This is a genomic window from Klebsiella sp. 141240 (genome assembly GCF_050600805.1).
Lineage (GTDB): Bacteria > Pseudomonadota > Gammaproteobacteria > Enterobacterales > Enterobacteriaceae > Klebsiella > Klebsiella aerogenes.
This window is the reverse complement of the sequence record NZ_JAQIRK010000001.1, coordinates 457,522-476,356: the sequence shown is the minus strand read 5'-3', so window position 1 is coordinate 476,356 and position 18,835 is coordinate 457,522. Positions and strand designations below refer to the sequence as shown.

The window sequence follows — 18,835 nt, the reverse complement described above, 5'->3', positions numbered from 1 at the left end:
CGGTGGAATAAGAAGGAAAAACAATGAAAAAAACAGTACTGCTCAGCATGCTGCTATTGAGCTTCACCAGCGCGGCAGCCACCGATATGCTGCCGGCATGGAAAGATACCCCTGCTAAACAGGCGATTGAGCAATGGGTGCAGGGGGCGACGCGTGAAGGCGGGGCGGACTTTATTCCGCTGGATAAGCGCTATGTGGTTTTTGATAATGACGGCACCCTGTGGCCGGAAGCGCCGCTGACTTTCCAACTGCAGTTCGCGGTGGATGAAGTGAAAAGACTGGCGCCGGAACATCCGCAATGGCAAAAAGATCCGCTGGTGGCGGCGGTACTGAACAATGATTTGAAAACGGTAGCGGCGGGCGGTGAAAAAGGGCTACTCAAGCTGCTGGCGTTAACCCATAGCGGCATGACCACCGAAGAGTTTAGTCAGCGAGTCAGCGCATGGTTTGACAGCCATCAGGATAAACGTACCGGCTGTCGTTACGACCAGTTGGGATATCAGCCGATGCGCCAGTTGCTGGACTATCTGCGCGCCAATGGTTTTAAAACGTGGATCGTTTCCGGCGGCGGAATTGACTTCATGCGCGTAGTGTCGGCGAAAATGTACGGTATTCCGCCGGAGCAGGTTATCGGTTCGTTCGCGCTCAGCGAGTTTAGTCTGACGGACAATGGCACCCAGCTTCGCAAAACGATGAAAGGCGCATTTAATGATGACGCCGCGGCCAAGCCGGTGGCGATCCACCTGTTTATGGGTCAGCGCCCGGTTGCGGCTTTCGGCAACAGCGATGGCGATCTGGCGATGCTGCAGTACACCGCAGCCAACCCGAACTATAAAACCTTTGAGCTGCTAGTCCACCATACCGATGCGGCGCGGGAGTACGCCTACGATAGCCATCCTTCCGCCAGCGGCAAGCTGGTGAAAGGATTGGCCGAGGCGAAACAGAAGGGCTGGACAGTCGTCGATATGCAGCAGGACTGGAAGACGGTATACGACCCGGCGCAGTGTAAGGCGAAATAAAAAACGCCGGAGGGCAATGGCGGTGAGTTCGGAACCGTATTTTTGCCGGATGGCGGCTGCGCCTTATCCGGCCTACGAATAGTATCCGGTCAACCGCCGGGAAGTGCTTTGCCTAAGGGGCCAGCGGCGGCAACGGCTGCGGCTGCCAGAAACGCCGCCAGCGCCGATTGATGCCGAGAAGCGTTCGATAAAACCAGCGGCGGCCAAACCATCCCCCACCGGCCGCCGCGGCAGCAATCATTATCCACATCAGGCTCTGCCAGGAGACCATTCCCGTGGTACCGCGCAGCGTTTGCTCCGCGCCGCCTTGTCGCGCCGCGGCGACGTTCAACGTTTCTCCCGTCAGCTTCGCCGTTCGCCATTGATGATTAATGGTATCCCACCAGCGCAAGCTAATCGGCGGTAGCGTCAGCGTGCCGCTATGGCTGGGCAAATAGCGCAGCCGCTCCACCCGGTGGGCGCCGATAACATCGCCGCGCTCGCTTTTTAATGGTTCACTGACCGGCGCCAGACGCTGGCTCTCGCTACCGCTAATGGCGTACAGCAGCGGTGGAATTTGCCCCGGCAGCGCATCCCGCGCCTCGACGGTCACGATACGGTCAACGGCATCGCCGACCCGCAGCGTGGCGTCTTTCCCCGCGTGGTACTGTTGAATTTGCTGGCTGAGCGTCAGCTGGCTGGCCGGTAAAAAATGGTCCGCCTGAGTGGTATTGGCAGGCCAGTGTACCGGGCGTTCCAGCGCCGGAAGATGCACCGTGACCGGCGCCTGATTGGCGGATGACGCGGTAATGTCGATTGCCGGCAGGCGTAGCACGCCCTGCTGCCAGGCGCTGACCTGACGTTCAAGGCGAATGCCGCTCCAGACGATCCCGTTCTTTTTGCGCGTCACCAGCTGTGAAGGCAACGCAGTATTCAGGAGTTCGCCGTTTTTGACGGCAAACTCGGGCCACTGCGGCGGCGGGTTAAACCAGCTATCGGTCCACCAGGTGATCGCCACCCGAACCGGCTGGCCGGGGACGATCTGCGTCGGCGCTTCCAGTTCACGGGTGATGTCCATCGCCGCATGCGCCGGCAGGGTGGCGGCCAGCAGAAAAAGTAGCGCTTTGTTCATGGCGTGGTCTCTCCTGAGCCGTTGCGATACAGGCTTTTCAGTAGCCCGGTAGGCGAAACCTCCAGTGCATCAAACCATTGATTAACCTGCGGACTCACCCCGGCGATAGCGCCGATTTGCTGCTGATCGATGCCCTGATTTTTCTGCAGATCGTGGACCAGCTTATCCGGGCCATCGTCCATCGCATCGCCCTGCGCCTGTTGGCGCTCTCGCTCCTGCTGACGAATGCGCATTACGATCTGCGAGATTTTGTCGCGATTTTGCAGCGCCATGGGCCAGTCAGGGTGTAGGTAAAGGGCGCGATCGTAGCTGTCGAGCGCCTGTTGCCACTGCTTTTGCTGAGCATAGCTGTTACCCAGCCACAGCAAGGTTTCCGCGCTTGGCGGCGCGGCGCGAAACGCGCTGGCGGCGGCAGGATAGTCGCCTGCCCGATACCAGGCGATACCTTGCCATAACGGATCGCGATAGTGCCCGGCGGCAGCGGCGTAGTCGCCGCGGTTAAAGGCGTGCTGTCCCAGGATATCCGGGCGAACCCAGGCATCGAGCCAGGCGGCATCGCTGTGCGGCGACCACAGCAGCGCGGGAAATAGAAGCGCTACCATCAGTAACTGGCGTCGCCAGAACAGCAGCAGGAACAGCATCGGCGCGATCAGCAGGTAGCCGCTGTTTTTCCAGTGCAGATCCTGGCGGGCATTATTTTGCTGAGTCACCGATTGTTGAATGTGGCTGGCGATGATCGGCAGATCGTCGCCATCATCGCTGGCCAGCGTCACCGGGATCCCGGCGTCGCGCAGCTGACGGAAACGATCGACGTTTAGTCGGGTATCGATGCCGAGGCTGGCGTACTTATCCGGCAGCGTGCCGCCCGCGGCGGTGCCGGGGACCCAAATTTGCAGCGGTAGATGTTGCCCTTTCAGCCAGGTGATATCGGCAGGCGACAGGGTATCGGCAACGAGGATTAGGCTACGCGGGCTGTCTTTGGCTGTAGGCAGATTTTTTAACGCCAGTGCGACGGCCTGCGGCAGGGCGGAACCGCTACCTTCCGGCAGCAAAGAGGGCGACTGGGCGTTGAGAAACAGCTGATAAAACTGCGGATCCTGCGTCAGTGGCGTCGTGAGAAAGGCCTGGCTACTGTAAACCACCAGACCATAATGTGAACCGGGCTGCCGTTGCATCAGCGCGGCGATTTTATGCTGCATGCGCTGATGGCGCGAGGGGGGAAGATCCTGGGCATACATCGCCAGATCCTGCTGCAGTATTACCATCACGTTGCTTTGCGGGGTGAGCGCCGCCGGTAGTTCACGCTGCCAGCTCGGGCCCGCCAATGCCACGACGCCGAGTGTGAGTAGCCACGGCAGCAGCCGGGTTAGCCTGCGACGGCGTTGAATAATCAACGCACGAAAGGGTTTATCCATTAGCGTGGACCAGGCGGAGGCGCCGTAGCCAGGAAGCCAGGCCACCAGCAGACACAGCAGCAGCGCGGTTAAGCGCCACGGATAGAGAAAGTGAAAATCGCTCATGCCATTTTCTCCCTGAGGACACGGCCGCAGGCGGCCAGCAGTAGCAATAGCAGCGCGACGGCGAGCGGCCACGGATAGAGCGCCTGATGCCAGGACCAGCCGAGGCTTTTGACCTGCGCCGGAGTGAGGGCGTCGATTTGTTGCCAGACGCTATCCAGCGCGCTGCCGGAATGCGCGGCGGTCCAGCTCTGGCCGCCGGTGGTTTTCGCGATGCGCTGCAGTAGCGGCAAATCGACTTTGTCTTTGCTGGTATCGCTGAGGTCGCCAAAGGCGATGGTATGAACCCGGACATGGTGATCGGCGGCAAGCTTTGCCGCCAGTTCAGGCAATAGCTGCGAAGCGGTATCATTGCCATCGGTGAGTAAAATCGCCAGCTTATCGGCCTGCTTATCGGGGCCATTTTCCAGCACCTTAACCGCCACGCCCAGCGCATCGCCGATAGCGGTTTGCTGGCCAATCATGCCCGGCGCTAGCTGATTGATGCGCGTTTGCAGCGCCTGTTTATCTTCGCTTATCGGGGCGAAGGGCCAGGCCTTGCTGGCGAAGATGACCATGCCGATGCGGTCGGATTGGCGGGCGGTGATAAACTTGCGTACCGATTGCTGTACCGCCTGCAGACGCGTATTACCGCCCTGGACGTCATTTTTCGCCATTGACCCGGAGACATCGAGGATCAGCACGATGTCGCGCATCGGCCTGGTAATATATTGTGGCGGCGTCAGGTATTCCGGCCGCGCCAGCGCGCAAACCAGCAGCGACCAGATAAGCCAGAACAGCACGGCGCTGGCCCCATTTCCGCGTTTTGGCCGGGTATCGAGCTGTAGCGCGTCAATGAGCGAGGGTAAAAACGGTACCCGCACGCGCTCGTCGGTGGTTTTTGCCGGTAGCGGGAGAAAACGAGTGAGCAGCGGCAGCGCCAGCAGTAGCGCGGCCCAGGGCCAGGCGAAATCAATGTGGGCGAGCCATTCAGACATGTGGAAGCTCCTTTAGCCACTGCGCCAACTGAGCGCGAAGCCGCGCCGTCTGCTGGTCGTTCAGGGCGTTGTCGGCCCGGCAGTAGCGGGCGATGAGCTGGTCGCGCAGGTCAGCATCCAGCGTCAACGACGCCAGCACGGCTTCCGGCGCCAGCGTTTGGCTAACCATCTGGCGCGGCTGGTGGACCATCTGCACGCGTTTAATCAGCTGCATCCAGCTATCGACGGTATGCGGATGATTGAGCGCCAGCAGCGCTTCTCGTCGCCAGCGGTTGCGCCGCCAGCGGGCGTAGCGGATAAGCAGGAACAGCCCCGCCAGGCCTACGGCAATCGCGAGCAGAATCAGCCAGCCGATTGGTAGCGGAAACCAGCTGGGGGCGGGGGGCAGCGCGGGCGTTAGTAGCTCCGGCACCGCATAGCCTTTCTCAAACATTTAAAGCCCTTTTTGTAACTGGCGCAGCAGGTCCTGAGTTACCGTCAGATGATTAACCCGAATACCCAACTGGTTAAGTTGCTGCTGCTGACGCGCCAGCCGACCGATGATGTGTTGACGAATATCGGTGCTGAGCGCGGAGGTGAGGGTGACGCTGGCGCTGCGCCCGCCGTAGCAGGCGGCCAGCGTGCCGGAGCGCGGCAGGCGAAGATGTAAGTCGTCGAACAGCACAAATGCGCTGACCTCGCAGCGACGGCGCAGATGCGCCAGCATGGCCTGAGCTGGGGCGTCGAGATCGTGAAAATCGCTGAGGATAGCGACCCAGGCGCCGCGCGGAATCGTGCTGACCGCGCGCTGTAGCGCCTGCGAAAGCGTCTGCGTACGCTCCGGCTCGAGAGGATATTGCTGCGCCAGCAACTGGTTGTAATGCGTCAGATCGTCCAGCAGCGCGGGTAGAGAGCTACGCGGGGCGCCGCACGGGTGTAGCGCCAACGTGGTATCGTTAAATACCAGGCTGCCGAGGCGATCGCCATCGTGATGGCTACGCCAGGCCAGCAGCGCGGCGGTTTTGGCCGCGGCGCTGGCTTTAGTTTGCCCGCGGGTGGCGAAATGCATATCTAATCGCTGGTCGACCAGCAAAAAGACCGGGCGTTCACGCTCTTCATTGTACTGGCGCACCCACGGCGTACGTAGACGGGCGGTCGTCTGCCAGTCGATCATGCGTATGTCGTCGCCGGGTTGATAACGACGCAGGCTGTCGAAGTTGAGCCCACGCCCCTGCTGGCGGGAGGCGCGTTCGCCGGACAACGCCCCCGGCGGGATCTGTCCCGGTGGGTTAACCATCAACCGCGCCTGCGGCGCGAGGTCGAGCAGCATCTGGCGATTCACGCAGAGGTCGCTCATCAGATCACCACGGCGTTGAGCAGCATGGTAATCACATCGTCGGCGCTGCAACCATCGGCGCTGGCCTGATAGCTTAGCATCAAGCGGTGGCGCATCACCGCCGGCGCGATAAAGCGCACGTCTTCCGGGCGAACCGCGTCACGTCCCGCGAGCCAGGCCTGCGCGCGGGCGCAGCGCTCCAGCGCTAAGGTGCCGCGCGGGCTCAGGCCGTAAGCCAGATAACTGGCTAATTGTTCGCTGATGTGCTGCGGCTGGCGGCTGGCGTTGACCAGTTCGACTATCCAGGTTTCGATAATCGGCGCGACGTGGATGGCGCTTATCTCCTGCCAGCAGGAGGCGATCTCTTGTTGGCTGAACCGCAGTGATTCCGCTTCTGGCGCGGGGGTGGTTTTTGCCGCTACGCCATATTTTGTCTGCTGCTCGGCGCGAACCAGCTGCATCACCTGCTGCTCATGCTCTTTCGATGGATAGTCGACCTGTACCTTCATCAGAAAGCGGTCGAGCTGGGCTTCCGGTAGCGGCCAGGTTCCTTCCTGGTCGACGGGGTTCTGCGTCGCCAGCACCATAAACACGCCCGGCAGCGGCCAGCTTTTGCCCGCCACGGTGACGTGGCGCTCTTCCATCGCCTCCAGTAGCGCCGACTGCACGCGGGCCGAGGCGCGGTTGATTTCGTCCGCCAGAATCACGTTGCCGAATACCGGTCCCGGGCGAAAACGAAACTGCTCCTCTTCGCGGCTGGCATTTTGCTGATAAATCTCGCTGCCGGTGATATCCGAGGGCAGCAGATCCGGAGTGAACTGAATACGGCGAAACTCGCCGACGATATGCCGCGCCAGCTCGCGGACGGCGCGGGTTTTCGCCAGCCCCGGCAGCCCTTCGAGCAGGATATGCCCATCGCAGAGCAGGGCGATGAGCAGCATCCGAACGACGTTTTCCTGGCCGAGCACCTGCGCATTCATGCGCTGCTCCAGCCATAGCATTTTATCGCGAAGATTCATCGGCTAACTCCTTTAAAATCGCGTTTCACCAGCGTGACGATGCCCGCCAGAATCGGCTCGGCATAGTTGAAAAAGGCTTTAATGCCCGGGCAGAGATAGTTCAAACCGGCTTCGCCGTCGGTGGTGAGCACCAGACGGTTTTTCGGGCACTCGCCGTGGCAAAGCTTCAGGTAAGGGCACTGCTTGCACTGCTGGGGCAGCGTGTCGCATTTACCCATACCGAAAGCCTGCTGACGTTCGGAGAAAGCCATTCGCGCCAGGCTGTTATCGGCGATATTGCCGATTTGATACTCCGGATAGACGTAGTGGTCGCAGGAGAAAACGTCGCCGTTTTTCTCGACCGCGAGCCCTTTGCCGCAAAACTCCGCGGTGGTGCAAATTTGCGCCGGCATGCCCATCATCTGGGCGACGGCGGTTTCGAACAGATTGACCTGGACGCGGCCAAGGTCGTTGTTCACCCACTCTTCGAAAGTGGCGATCAGGAAGCGTCCCCAGTCGTCCGGGTCGACCGACCAGTCGGTGACGATGGAGTCTAAATCGCCGGGGCGCGCGCGGCGGCTGCCGACGGTGGGGATACTGTCATCACGCCAGAAATGGGGCGCGGTCTGGGTAAAGTCCACCGGTTCGACGCAGGGGTTAAACTGCACGTAGGTCGCCCCCAGTTCGCGGGTAACAAAGCGGTAAACCTCTAACGGGAAACGGGCGTTGGTACGGTTGACGGTCACCAGCGCATTGAATGGAACGCCGTGGCGTTTCAGGGCGTCGACGCCGGCCATCACTTTATCAAATGTCGGTTTGCCGCTGCGGGTGATGCGATAACGGTCGTGCAACTCTCGCGGGCCGTCAATCGACAAGCCAACGAGGAAATGATTCGCTTTGAGGAATTCAGCCCAGGCATCGTTAATCAGAATACCGTTGGTCTGCAGATCGTTTTCGATCCGCTGGCCGGGCTTTTTATATTGCTGCTGGAATTTCACTACTTTATGGAAAAACTCCAGTCCCATCAGGGTCGGTTCGCCGCCCTGCCAGGAGAAGACCACCTGTTCTCCATCCTGTCCGTCGATGTACTGGCGGATAAAGTTTTCCAGCGTTTCATCGCTCATGTAGCGGCGTTTTTCCTGCTGGAGTAAGTGTTCTTTGTGCAGGTAAAAGCAGTAGCTACAATCGAGATTACAGGCGGAGCCGGTGGGTTTCGCCATCACATGAAAGCGACGTTGGTAGGCGGGGCCGTTACCCGCGTACTTTTCTGCCGAAGGTAATGCGTTAACAGGCACGGTGGTGCTGTGTTTCATAAATAACTCCCGGGTTAGTCAGGTCGAGGGTAAAGCGAGGAGAAAAACAGGGCGGCGGACCGCCCTGGGAGATGGACTACCGTTACTTACCGGTGCTTGCGCTCTTATCGAGCATTGCGCTGACATCGGAGACGGTGAAGGAGCCCGGCTTCTGACGCGGCGGGAATTCTTTAAACGTCGCCAGCATATCTTTTGCCGACTTCTGCGCGCCGCCCAGCAGGAACAGACGATCGTAGAACCAGGTGTCGTAGCCCATGCCGTCGGAACCTTTCTCCAGCGGATCGACTTTCAGATCGAAGATCAGCGGAGTACGCAGTTTGGTGAACGGATAGCGCCACAGATCGAGACCGGTGTGTTCCTGGATCATAAAGTGGATCTTCCAGCGGCCCTGACGCATCGCCAGCAGATCGCCGTCATCGCTCCAGTAGAAGAATTCGTTACGCTGGTCTTTCCCTTTACCCTGCAGGAAGTCGAGCTGGTTATAGCCATCAAGGTGAACCTTGTAGGTGATGGACGGCGTTTTATACCCTTTCAGCATTTCCTGTTTGATGTTGCTGTCGCCGGCGGCGGCAACCAGCGTCGGGAACCAGTCATAGCTGGCGAACATATCGTTCACCACGGTGCCCGGTTTGATGTGGCCTGGCCACTTGATCATCGCCGGTACGCGGAAGCCGCCTTCCCAGCCGGTGTTTTTCTCACCGCGGAACGGAGTTTCGCCTGCGTCCGGCCAGGTGGCGGTCATCGGACCGTTGTCGGTGGTGTAGATAACGATAGTGTTATCTTCGATACCGAGGTCTTTAATCTTCTGTAGTACCTGGCCGACGATTTTATCGTGCTCAACCATGCCGTCGGCATAGGTTCCCAACCCGGTGACGCCAACGCTGTCGTCTTTGAGGTGGGTTTTGTTGTGCATGCGGGTGGTGTTGAACCAGGTAAAGAATGGCTTACCGGCTTTCACCTGGCGCGCCATAAAGTCGTTGTTGGCGGCCAGAGTCTCTTCATCTACGGTGCCCATACGCTTCACGGTCAGCGGTCCGGTATCTTCGATCTTGCCGTCAGCGGTGCTCTTAATCACGCCGCGCGGGCCAAACTGTTTGCGGAAGTTGGGATCTTTCGGGTAATCCGGGTTTTCCGGCTCTTCTTCGGCATTCAGGTGGTACAAGTTGCCGAGGAACTCATCGAAACCGTGCGCGGTCGGCAGGAATTCATCGCGATCGCCAAGGTGGTTTTTACCGAACTGGCCGGTGGCGTAGCCCAGCTGCTTGAGGACGTTGGCGATGGTCGGATCTTCTTTCTGCAGACCCTGTGGCGCTCCCGGCATACCGACTTTACTCATCCCGGTGCGGAACGGCATCTGGCCGGTAATAAACGCGGAACGACCGGCGGTGGAACTCTGCTCGGCGTAGTAGGAGGTAAACTTCGCGCCCTGCGCGGCGATGCTGTCAATGTTTGGCGTCTGGTAGCCCATCAGACCCTGATTGTAGGTGCTCAGGTTCAGGTAGCCGATATCATCGCCAAAGATAACTACGATGTTAGGCTTTTTAGCATCCTGCTTCTGCGCTGTTGCGTCGGCTGCGTGAGCAACGGTCACCGCGCCGGAAGCTAATGTCAGCATACTGGCCAACATTGTTCTCTTAAAGGGAATATTTTTAAACATAGCTCGCTATCCTTTTATTTTTCCGGCTTTCTAAATGGTTTGGAAAAATAGATTGTTAACGAAGCGTCTAATTTATTTTTAAATTACAAGGGTGTTTATTATTAAAAATAAATTAGACGCTTCAGTGGGCGAAACCGGGTTAGGGTTCTCGTCGGTGTTGGTATTTTATTCAGGCATCCAGATTGATACGAGAGAGGAGTCTCTAAACGGACTGAAATAAATGGCGGGATGAACTAAAAATGCTATCTTTAATTGACAGGGTTAACTTTATCAGACTATTTTTGCATGCATTAAATAAATGCTAATTAATGAGGCAACATGAAAACGACTTATGCCGACGTTATTGATCAATATAACCATGTTGTCGCCAGCGACCTTGAGTTGATTCAACCTCTGATCTCGGCAAACCAGCCGCGAATCATCAAAGACAATGGCGTTTTCAGAATTGAGCCTGGCGAAGTCGTCATTGTAGTGGAAGGCATTATTGCGATAGAAGTGGAATACAACGTGGGCTTTGGCTCCGCGAGTAAACGCGGTGTCCTGAGTAAAACGCGAGATATGCTGCAGGTTGGCAAAGGGATACGCGGTATGATCTTTGGGATTATTGAAAACTATGGTCCGGCGCTATCGCTAAAATATACCGCAAAGAAAAATGTCAAAATAGTGACCTGCGATAAAGAAGCGTTTGAACACTATTTTATTCAACGCGAACGGTTTGCTTATCTGATGGAAATCATGGCATTTCAGCTATCGTTGATTATTGATGCACATCACGAAAAGAATTTACCTTCACGCTACGATACGATTAAATCGATGATCTACCGTTACAAAAAACAGCAGGATGAAGGAGTATTGCATGATAGAAGCCTGGCTAGCTTTATTCTGAAAAGAACCAAAATGTCGCGCAGCTACCTTTTTAAAATCCTTGCCGAGCTAAAGGAGGGAGGATATATCAAAATGGAAAACGGCGAACTGGTCGATATTGTGCACGATCTGCCGGAGAAATTTTAACCTTCTGTTGTTGCACGAACTTCATTTCAGGGTCGCAGAGACCGTCTAACAGATCCAGGGATTACTTTACTCTTCATTACGCTTGGCCGCTGGGAGGGGAAAAGGTTTCGCCGAAGCCAGTTACCGTGCGGGATCTTGCCCGTCGTGTTTCTTTTACCGCGATGAGAATGGGGCGATAGTTGCCCTGCAATGGCATTTGGCGGGTTTGATTTTGTCTGCGTATATCTCTAAAATGCAGTCAATTATTCTGTCATAAATTCATCCTGCTAGTGAAATAAACCATTGTTTTTTCGTTTTAAGGGATACGATTTTGCTGAGAAGGGAGGCTTCTTTGTGTTCAATGGTGCAGCGCGCTCTGACGTAAACAACTTCATTAATATAGAAAAGGGAAGGCGCGGTAGAAAGAGTCAGCCGTTTATCTCTTTCTCCAAAAATGGGGGGCATGTCAGGATCGCGGCTTTTATTGCTCGTCACGGAGAACATGTTGATATTCAAATAGATTATTCCACCAGAACCATTCGGGTTAAGAAGGTTGAGCACAACGGCGTGCGGATTAACGTCGGCGGCGTTTTTACCCGTAAGGTACTGGTGAAGCAGTTTCAGTTTGGCGAGAAGAAGACTATCCGCGTCGATCTCACCCAACAGGACGATGGCTGGTTTTATGGCGACTTGCCGGTAGAGTTCACGGCCAATTGCGCATAGTGCGTTATTGCCTGAATTAGCCATTATCCAACTATGTTGATACGGAGATAGCGGATAATGGCTTTTTTATATCAATGAGATATAAATACGAGTCATTATAGTTTCGTATTAAAAATTTATTTTTAAGTAAATAAGCACCATTAAATCCTATTAAATAATAGTTATTTCCAATGATATCTTTGCAATAATTAAGGGAAAATAGAGACTCAAAAAAGGAAACGATAATTAATGGAACATTTACTCAGACATTGTGAACAGGTTGTAGTTGGCCCCTATAGCCGCGACGCCCGGGCGCTGGCGCATGAAGTGATCGATACCATCTCGGCGGGCGTTCCGCCGGAGCAACTGATTCTCCCCTGGATGTCGGTTAAAGAGGGGCTGCCCGACGCTAATAGCGGGCGCTACGTGTGCGCTTATACACCAGCGAAATCTCAGGACCGCCGCTATCAGCTGGTCTCTGCTGCGATGTTCCGCACCGTTTGTCGGGATGCCACCCACTGGTTTTATATGTGGGAAGCGCTATAAGTGAAGGAGGCTGAATATAGAGTATCGGGTGTTTCGATAATCTTTAGGGCTGATAATATAAATATTATATTTATAAATATGATGGCAAATTTTTAAACAACAGAATAATCCACACCCTAATTGAATAAAAATATAATCATCGATATCAAAATCTTCATGCTGTTACAGGATTAGCGAGTGAGCGGTAGCAATGGCAGGATAGTGCGGCTGACGATCACAAATTCGCGATTCTTAATCGATGCCGGGTAAAAAATGGCTTATCGTGCCGTGGTGCGCGAAGCCGTTCGGGTAGCATCAATGGCTACACTGACTGCTGGCTATTATTCGCCAGTCGCGGCGATTTTCATTTTTACGCCGAGTAGCGCGCGGTGTCAGAAAGGATGAGAGATGAGTAAATCAGATAATCAGGCAGATCGCGATGCTGGCTATCGCCGCGTGCGGCTGGAGGATATCGCTACCCGTTGTCGTACCTCGCTCAGTACCGTGTCGCGGGCGCTATCGGGCGAAAAAGGGGTCAGCCACGAACTGCGCACGCGTATTCAGGAAGTGGCGCGGGCCATGCGATATACGCCGGCTCAGGAGCTGGGCGGCGCGCGGATTGTGCTGGCTATTTCACAAGTGGCGATGCTGGATTACAACCGCTATCAGTTTAGCTGGTACGTTCTGCAAGGGTTAAAAGAGCGAGCGAAGGTGCTGGGCGTTGATCTCATTACTCATCAGCTCAGCGATAATGACAACGGCGCTCTGCAGGCGCTGCTGGAAGAAGCGGACGTAGGTGGCGTGCTGGCGCTGACGGTGGACGACAGCGGCTTTCTGAATACGGTGGCGAACCTGAAAAAACCGGCGGTATTGGTGAATACCGACGATCCATTAATGCGCTTGTCCAGCGTGCTGCCCTGTAACCGTTCGGCCACGCGCATGGCCTGTGAATATTTGCTCGAGCGCGGCCACCGCGACATTCTTTTTTTAACCCACCCAGGCAGGCGAACCATTGAACAGCGTGAAGATGGTTGGCGGGAAGCGATGCGCGCTCGCCAGCTGTTGTGCGACGATTCGCGGATTCTGACGGTTACCGACTGGCTGCCGGAGCTGGCGGAGCAGGCGGTGATCGCGCGTTTCCGTGATACTCCGCGCGAGTGTACGGCGATACTGTGCGCCAATGATTCGCTGGCGATCGGCGCGATCAACGGCGTGCGGGCCTTAGGACTGCGCGTGCCGGAAGATATCTCGGTGGTGGGTATGAATAACCTGCCGCAGGCGGAGTTTGCCACACCGCCGTTGACCACCGTTCACCTTCCGGTACACGAAATCGGCACGCTGGCGCTGGAGCTGCTGCAGGATATGATTGCCGGTAGTGTCGAAATTCCAAGGCGGGTTGAGCTGGCGTGCGCCATCGTCGAACGTCAATCGGTGGCCCGTATCGCCTGATACGCGCCACCGGCAAAGGGAACGGGTTAGTCGAATTTAGCCCGTTCCATCTTCGGCACTAACAGTAAATACATAATCGCCCATGCCAGCAGATAAGCCACAGAGCTGATGGCGAACAGCGCCCAATAGTTACCAGAGGCTTCAAGCACGGCGCCAATCACCGTTGAGAAGATTACGCTGCCGATCATCCCGAAGGTACTGCCAATCCCTACGACCGAACCGACGGCTGCGCTCGGGAACAGATCGGATACCGAGGTCAGAATATTGGCAGACCACCCCTGGTGCGCCGCCGCAGCTAACCCGACCAGCGCGACGGCGGCCCACAGATTTTCGACTTGGGTGGCGGCGAAAATCGGCAGGACCAGGCAGGCGCAGATCAGCATTGTGATTTTACGTGCGCTGGCGGTGCTAAAGCCTTTACTCATCAATTTGCCGGGTAACCAGCCTGCGCCGAGGCTGCCGACGATGGCGAAGAGATAAATAACGATCAGCGGTAGACCCAGGCCTTCCATGTTGATACCGCGGGATTCGTTGAGCCACTTCGGTAGCCAGAAGAGAAAGAACCACCAGATTGGGTCGGTCAACATTTTGCCTAATGCCACGGCCCACAGTTGGCGATAGCCCAGCAGATGTGTCCATTTAATGGCCGAAACGCTGACGGCTTCTTCTTTATCCTGAGCAATCCAGGCCTGCTCTTCGGCGCTGGCCTTCGCTTTCACCGGACCAAAGGCAATGAACCAGGGAATCAGCCAAAGTAAGCCAATGGCGCCGAGAATTAAGAACGCGCCGTGCCAGCCATAATGCACTGCGATAAGGGGGATCAGCGCAGGTGAGATAACCACGCCGATATTGACCGCGACGCCAAGAATGCCGGTCGCCAGCGTGCGTTCCTTTTTAGGATGCCACTCGGCAATCACTTTCATCGCCGCCGGGAAGTTAGCGGATTCACCTAGCCCAAGCAGGACGCGAACCAGCGCGAATCCCGCTACCGACCCGACGACGGCATGCGCCATCGCCGCGACGCTCCAGACGACCATCGCCGCCGCATAGCTGATTTTGGTCCCCAGTTTGTCGATAATTCGCCCGCATACCAGCGTGCCGACGCCATACGCGACGGTAAATGCATTAACCAGCCAGCTATATTCCATTTGCGTCCAGCCGATATCTTTTTGCAGCATCGGCGCCAGCAAGCCGAGGATCTGGCGATCCATATAGTTAACCGTCGTGGCAAACACCAGCATGGAACAGATGACCCAGCGATAGTTGCTTTTCGGTTTAGCCATTTCGCGAGCGGGATTGTGCAGCGTATTCGGATTAACATCATCAGCGGCCTGCCCGGAGGGCACAGCCTGTTTGTCGATTTGCGTATCCATTATTATTTTCCTTGCCCGGTCTCTGCCGGGCGTTGGTTACAGAGGAAGTTCACGGCTGCTGCCCACGACGCTCCACTGCTGTGGGTCCAGCGTGCGGTTTTCGGCGCTCACTCGTCCATCGGCCAGGAAACGCACCGTTCCGTACAGCGGGTCGTTCACTTCGATACTGCCGTCCTCGTGCTGCATCATGGTCAGGTCGCTGAAACATGCGCTGAAGGATTCCAGGGAGCTATCGACCCGATCGTTGATGCGAACCAGCCAGCGGGTTTGTTGCCCGTTAAGGCGTATTTCGCAGCCGCGGGTTGGCCCCGTATTCACCGTTTCAAATGGCTGATTGCCCACCAGTAGCGCCATACCGTTACCGCTGCGTACCGCCGCGCGCTGGCCGCTAATGACGACCTCATCAAACTGGCTTTGCGGCAGCCAGGCATGAGTAAAGCCAGGCTGATCGGCGTGCAGATTGAAAGTCAGCACCGCCAGTCCGCGATATTGCTGCACGCGCGGCAGCGTGCCGCACCCGCCCCAGTAAGAGGGGCGACCGAATCCGCCGTGCAGGGTCTCGCCTGGATGGTTGATCCAGATCTGCGCTTCAGGTTGGTTGCCCAGACGTAAATGGAACGGCGTCTCCTGATAGCCCCATTCTCCCCAGCGATAGCCGGCGATGGACCCCATCGCCGCATGGCGGTTTTTGTAGTGATAGAGTTTAGCGATCCGGTTGGCGCCTTGGGCAAAACACCACTCAATGGCGCTCTCTTTTTGCCAGGCGGCAACTTCTGCTAGTTCCGCCGGAAGGGTGAGCAGGCCATCACGCAGCAGCAGGGCTAATTGCGGCAGCGCATGGAAACGACAACCATAGTTACCTTTGCCCCACAGCAGACGCGAAATCGCCGCCAGTTCCAGAGAGCGTCCGGCGCGTAGGGTGTGTTCGTAAGAACGTCCCTGCGAGGCGGTCAGAAAACCCTGGTGGGCGGAGCGGGCAATCTGCGCCAGCAAGCGTGTGATTGCCGCGATGGCGCGCTGGCTTATTTGCGCGTCGCCGGACAGTGCCGCCAGTGCGGTGAGACCTTTTAAATCAATGGGGAAGTAGGGCGCTGAGTTCCATTCGGCCATTTCACACTGCTCGAAATGGTCCAGCCAACTGATAACCCGCGCTTTACCCGCCGCCGCCTGCTCGCGTCCGCTGCGCCCGGAACGAGTGAAAGTCGCGTCCGGGAAGAGATTGCCCGCCAGCAGCGCCGCAGTGTGGAACAATAGGGCGTGGTTCTCAGAGAAGTACCACTGTACATCGTTGCCGGGTTCGTCCATCCAGTAGCGGAAACGCAGTATGGCGTCATCGATGCGCCCGCGAACCTCCGGGTCGATCTTGTCGCCCCATACCGTCCGGCACCACAACAGCGGCACAAGCGTAAAGTCGGCACAATCGTGGCAGTCGAGCACCGACGGCAGAACGCCATCCAGCATCTGCTGGGTTTGCTCATCGTTCAGGCCGCAGGCCAGGCGCGCTAGCGCTTTGACGCTGCTATATTCACCTTCATGAGCGACCACCTCCAGCGCTTGCGCAATACGTGCTTCCAGCGTTGCCGGGATCGCCGTTTGGCGGTCAGCGTGGCAGATTTCGACGCCCAGCGTGCGGCTTATCTTGAACCCTTCACGTTGCAGCGTGATGTGGAAATTGCGGAAGTCCGCGGGGATAGCTTCGCTTTCGGCAATGGCGACCAGCGACTCGCCGGCGGACAGTCGGCTATCGAGCGTGACCGGTTCATCCAGCGAGATAAAATCCCCCAGCACGTTGACATGCAGGCCGTAGTCCGTCGACGCGGGCTGAGGAAATACCAGGCGAATGGTGCCGCGGTTATATACCGGATGCTCAAAGGAAACGCCGTCCAGGAGCTGTTCCATCTCTTTGACCTGCGCATCGGTTAGCGGCGTTGCCAGCGCAATACGCAGCGGCTCGCCGGCGAGGTAGTCGAGTTGGAAAAAGAAGCGAATATCGCGTTCGGCTAAGTCATCAAACCACAGCTCCAGCTCATTTTTCCCCGCCTGTAACGACAGGCTGAATTCACGCTGGTTTTCCAGGTTGCGCTGATAATCCGCCATCCAGAGCACTTCTTCGCCGTTCAGCTTTAGCAGCGCGCCGCCACAGGTGGAGAGGCGAAAACGATACTCGCCCGCCTGTGGGCAATCGAGAAGCGTTCTGGCCCAGGCGCCGACCCGAGTTGGACGGAACCAAAAGCCGGAGAGATCGACTCTGTCGGAAGCAAAAGGGAACCACCAGCGTGAGTAGTTTGCGCTGGCGAAAGGCTGCGGTTTTTTTTCAGCAAAGTGCTGGCGAAAATCGTCGCGGCACGGGTAGGTATGTGGAATGAAGTTTTTATGTTTGCTTAAAAAGAAAAACGGGTCCATTTCGCCAGCCATCGGCGTGTCCACCGTGTCATAGCGTAAACTGGTAATATCGGATAGCTGCCAGTAGCGCACGGCGTTACCCGCCGTTAAATTAAAATTACTATATTCGATAGTCATTATTACTTTCTCCAAATAGAGAAGGAATCTATTTTATTTATTATCAGTCAGGCGCAAACCTTCGCTCAGGCATAATATTGCTAAGGCCTGCCCATAACCGGTAGGTTGTAATGGAATGTCTTTATAAAATTGCAGGGTGCGCCCCATTCGCGTGCCATAAGAAACATTGTGCACCGTTCCTGCGGCATCAATATTATCCTGAACAATCGCCAGTGCTTTCATACCCGCCTGTAGCCATCGTTCATCGCCAATGCCAAGACGGGCGCCTTTTAATAAGCCATAGCCAAAACCGGCAGTCGCGGAAATTTCAATGTAAGAGTCAGGATGGTCGAGCAGGGTGTGCCAGGCGCCATTAGCAGCCTGCAGATCGATTAACGTATTAACCTGCTTTTTCAGGCACTCTATCAGGTACTCCCGAACGCCCGCGCCTACGTCGGCTAGTTCCAGTAATTCGAGTATACCGACGGTGATCCACGCATTACCACGCGCCCAGCGGGCTTTGGCAAAGTTGCTGTTCTCGACAAAGCTCCAGCCGTGGTACCACAGGCCGGTCTGCGGATCGTTGAGATAGCGCGCATGCAGCAGAAACTGCCGAACGGCTTCATCTACCAGCTCCTGGCGCCCGGAAACCGTACCGTAGTGCGCGAGGAACAGTACCACCATAAACAGCGTGTCGTCCCAGATCTCCATGTCGTTAATGCCGTCGGAGACCACATGCTGGAAGCCTTGTTCCGGCGTACGCGGTAGTTCCGTCATCACGCGGTTTGCCCAGTTATCCAGCACCTGCTGGTAGTGCGGTTGCCGATGATGGGACCAGAAAAGCGAGAGGGGAAGCATCGGCGCGGTGGTATTGACGTTCAGGCCTGGTAGACCTTTTTCGATATTTCCCTGAAACCACTGGTCGATAATTTGATATAGCTCATCAGACTTCGTATTTTCCCATAAACGTACCAGACCAAATAGCCCTACGCCCTGCGGCCATTCCCAACTGGAAAATGAAATATAATCGCCGGCGCTACCGTCAAGATTGGGTTCATTAAACCGCCCGTTATCTTTTAATTCAGTAAATCCGCGCAGCAGTAAATCAATATTTTTATTCAGTGGACGCTTTTCCATTTTTATTCTCATTCTATCTGTAAGGATGATTTGGCTATAAGAATTAAATCACTACGCATTTCATATGCGCAATACGAAAAAATTTTGCGTTTATATTTTGTGAGCCTTGCCGATATTTTATTGCCCTGCGAGGACGTCGTTTTTTGCGAAAAAAAGGCAGGAATTGTTGATAAAACAAGAGGTTGTTGGAACGATGTTTCACTTTTGATTTTGGAAGCGCTAAAATTTTTTGCGTGAACAGCAAAATGGCTGG

Annotated in this window: 16 protein-coding genes; 4 read left to right on the top strand and 12 right to left on the bottom strand. The window is 56.1% G+C overall.

Features of this window, described 5'->3' with window-relative positions; genetic code table 11:
* Nucleotides 1-23 precede the first annotated feature (23 nt).
* Nucleotides 24-1,019 carry an HAD family hydrolase gene (locus PGQ95_RS02240; RefSeq protein ID WP_087859865.1) on the top strand — a complete coding sequence of 332 codons (996 nt, stop codon included), beginning with the start codon at nt 24-26 and terminating at the stop codon, nt 1,017-1,019.
* Between the two features lie 112 nt (nt 1,020-1,131).
* Here PGQ95_RS02240 and PGQ95_RS02235 read toward each other — a convergent pair whose 3' ends face one another.
* The 8 genes from PGQ95_RS02235 to PGQ95_RS02200 all read right to left on the bottom strand — a co-directional run bounded on the left by PGQ95_RS02235 (nt 1,132) and on the right by PGQ95_RS02200 (nt 9,907).
* Entirely contained in the window at nt 1,132-2,130 is a 999-nt protein-coding gene (locus tag PGQ95_RS02235; RefSeq protein WP_430916862.1) for an oxygen tolerance domain protein, read from the bottom strand.
* Nucleotides 2,127-3,650: a VWA domain-containing protein gene (locus PGQ95_RS02230; RefSeq protein ID WP_430916860.1), complete on the bottom strand. Its 1,524-nt coding sequence runs from the start codon at nt 3,648-3,650 to the stop codon at nt 2,127-2,129. The genes PGQ95_RS02235 and PGQ95_RS02230 overlap by 4 nt, the downstream gene beginning before the upstream one ends.
* A complete protein-coding gene (locus PGQ95_RS02225; RefSeq protein WP_316424693.1) occupies nt 3,647-4,624 on the bottom strand; it encodes a VWA domain-containing protein in 978 nt (325 codons plus the stop codon). Before PGQ95_RS02225 ends, PGQ95_RS02230 begins: the two co-directional genes overlap by 4 nt.
* A complete protein-coding gene (locus PGQ95_RS02220; RefSeq protein WP_316424694.1) occupies nt 4,617-5,057 on the bottom strand; it encodes a DUF4381 family protein in 441 nt (146 codons plus the stop codon). Before PGQ95_RS02220 ends, PGQ95_RS02225 begins: the two co-directional genes overlap by 8 nt.
* Entirely contained in the window at nt 5,058-5,960 is a 903-nt protein-coding gene (locus tag PGQ95_RS02215; protein ID WP_430916858.1) for a DUF58 domain-containing protein, read from the bottom strand.
* The gene (locus tag PGQ95_RS02210; RefSeq protein ID WP_430916856.1) at nt 5,960-6,958 is read right to left on the bottom strand and encodes an AAA family ATPase; all 999 of its coding nucleotides are present in this window, start codon (nt 6,956-6,958) and stop codon (nt 5,960-5,962) included. Before PGQ95_RS02210 ends, PGQ95_RS02215 begins: the two co-directional genes overlap by 1 nt.
* Nucleotides 6,955-8,250 (bottom strand): anaerobic sulfatase maturase, encoded by a 1,296-nt coding sequence (locus PGQ95_RS02205; RefSeq protein ID WP_430916854.1) that lies wholly within the window; start codon nt 8,248-8,250, stop codon nt 6,955-6,957. Before PGQ95_RS02205 ends, PGQ95_RS02210 begins: the two co-directional genes overlap by 4 nt.
* Nucleotides 8,251-8,332: 82 nt before the next feature.
* Nucleotides 8,333-9,907, bottom strand: coding sequence for an arylsulfatase (locus PGQ95_RS02200; RefSeq protein ID WP_113373093.1), 1,575 nt, complete (start codon nt 9,905-9,907; stop codon nt 8,333-8,335).
* A gap of 318 nt (nt 9,908-10,225) precedes the next feature.
* Between PGQ95_RS02200 and PGQ95_RS02195 the strand changes: the two genes are divergently transcribed.
* The gene (locus tag PGQ95_RS02195; RefSeq protein WP_430916852.1) at nt 10,226-10,918 is read left to right on the top strand and encodes a helix-turn-helix domain-containing protein; all 693 of its coding nucleotides are present in this window, start codon (nt 10,226-10,228) and stop codon (nt 10,916-10,918) included.
* A 258-nt stretch (nt 10,919-11,176) separates the two neighbouring features.
* Here PGQ95_RS02195 and PGQ95_RS02190 read toward each other — a convergent pair whose 3' ends face one another.
* The gene (locus PGQ95_RS02190; RefSeq protein WP_430916850.1) at nt 11,177-11,644 is read right to left on the bottom strand and encodes a hypothetical protein; all 468 of its coding nucleotides are present in this window, start codon (nt 11,642-11,644) and stop codon (nt 11,177-11,179) included.
* Between the two features lie 204 nt (nt 11,645-11,848).
* On the opposite strand from PGQ95_RS02190, the gene PGQ95_RS02185 reads away from it, so the two are divergent.
* Both PGQ95_RS02185 and PGQ95_RS02180 read left to right on the top strand, forming a co-directional pair.
* Nucleotides 11,849-12,145 (top strand): hypothetical protein, encoded by a 297-nt coding sequence (locus PGQ95_RS02185; protein WP_087859854.1) that lies wholly within the window; start codon nt 11,849-11,851, stop codon nt 12,143-12,145.
* Nucleotides 12,146-12,532: 387 nt separating this feature from the next.
* Nucleotides 12,533-13,573, top strand: coding sequence for a LacI family DNA-binding transcriptional regulator (locus PGQ95_RS02180; RefSeq protein ID WP_430916848.1), 1,041 nt, complete (start codon nt 12,533-12,535; stop codon nt 13,571-13,573).
* Nucleotides 13,574-13,599: 26 nt separating this feature from the next.
* On the opposite strand, the gene PGQ95_RS02175 is transcribed toward PGQ95_RS02180, so the two are convergent.
* From PGQ95_RS02175 to PGQ95_RS02165, 3 genes are read right to left on the bottom strand one after another with little or no spacing between them, the layout of a single operon-like run.
* Nucleotides 13,600-14,946 (bottom strand): MFS transporter, encoded by a 1,347-nt coding sequence (locus PGQ95_RS02175; RefSeq protein WP_113373089.1) that lies wholly within the window; start codon nt 14,944-14,946, stop codon nt 13,600-13,602.
* Between the two features lie 36 nt (nt 14,947-14,982).
* Entirely contained in the window at nt 14,983-17,466 is a 2,484-nt protein-coding gene (locus PGQ95_RS02170; protein WP_430916846.1) for a hypothetical protein, read from the bottom strand.
* 33 nt (nt 17,467-17,499) lie between these two features.
* Entirely contained in the window at nt 17,500-18,582 is a 1,083-nt protein-coding gene (locus tag PGQ95_RS02165) for a glycoside hydrolase family 88 protein (RefSeq protein ID WP_113373087.1), read from the bottom strand.
* Nucleotides 18,583-18,835 lie beyond the last annotated feature (253 nt).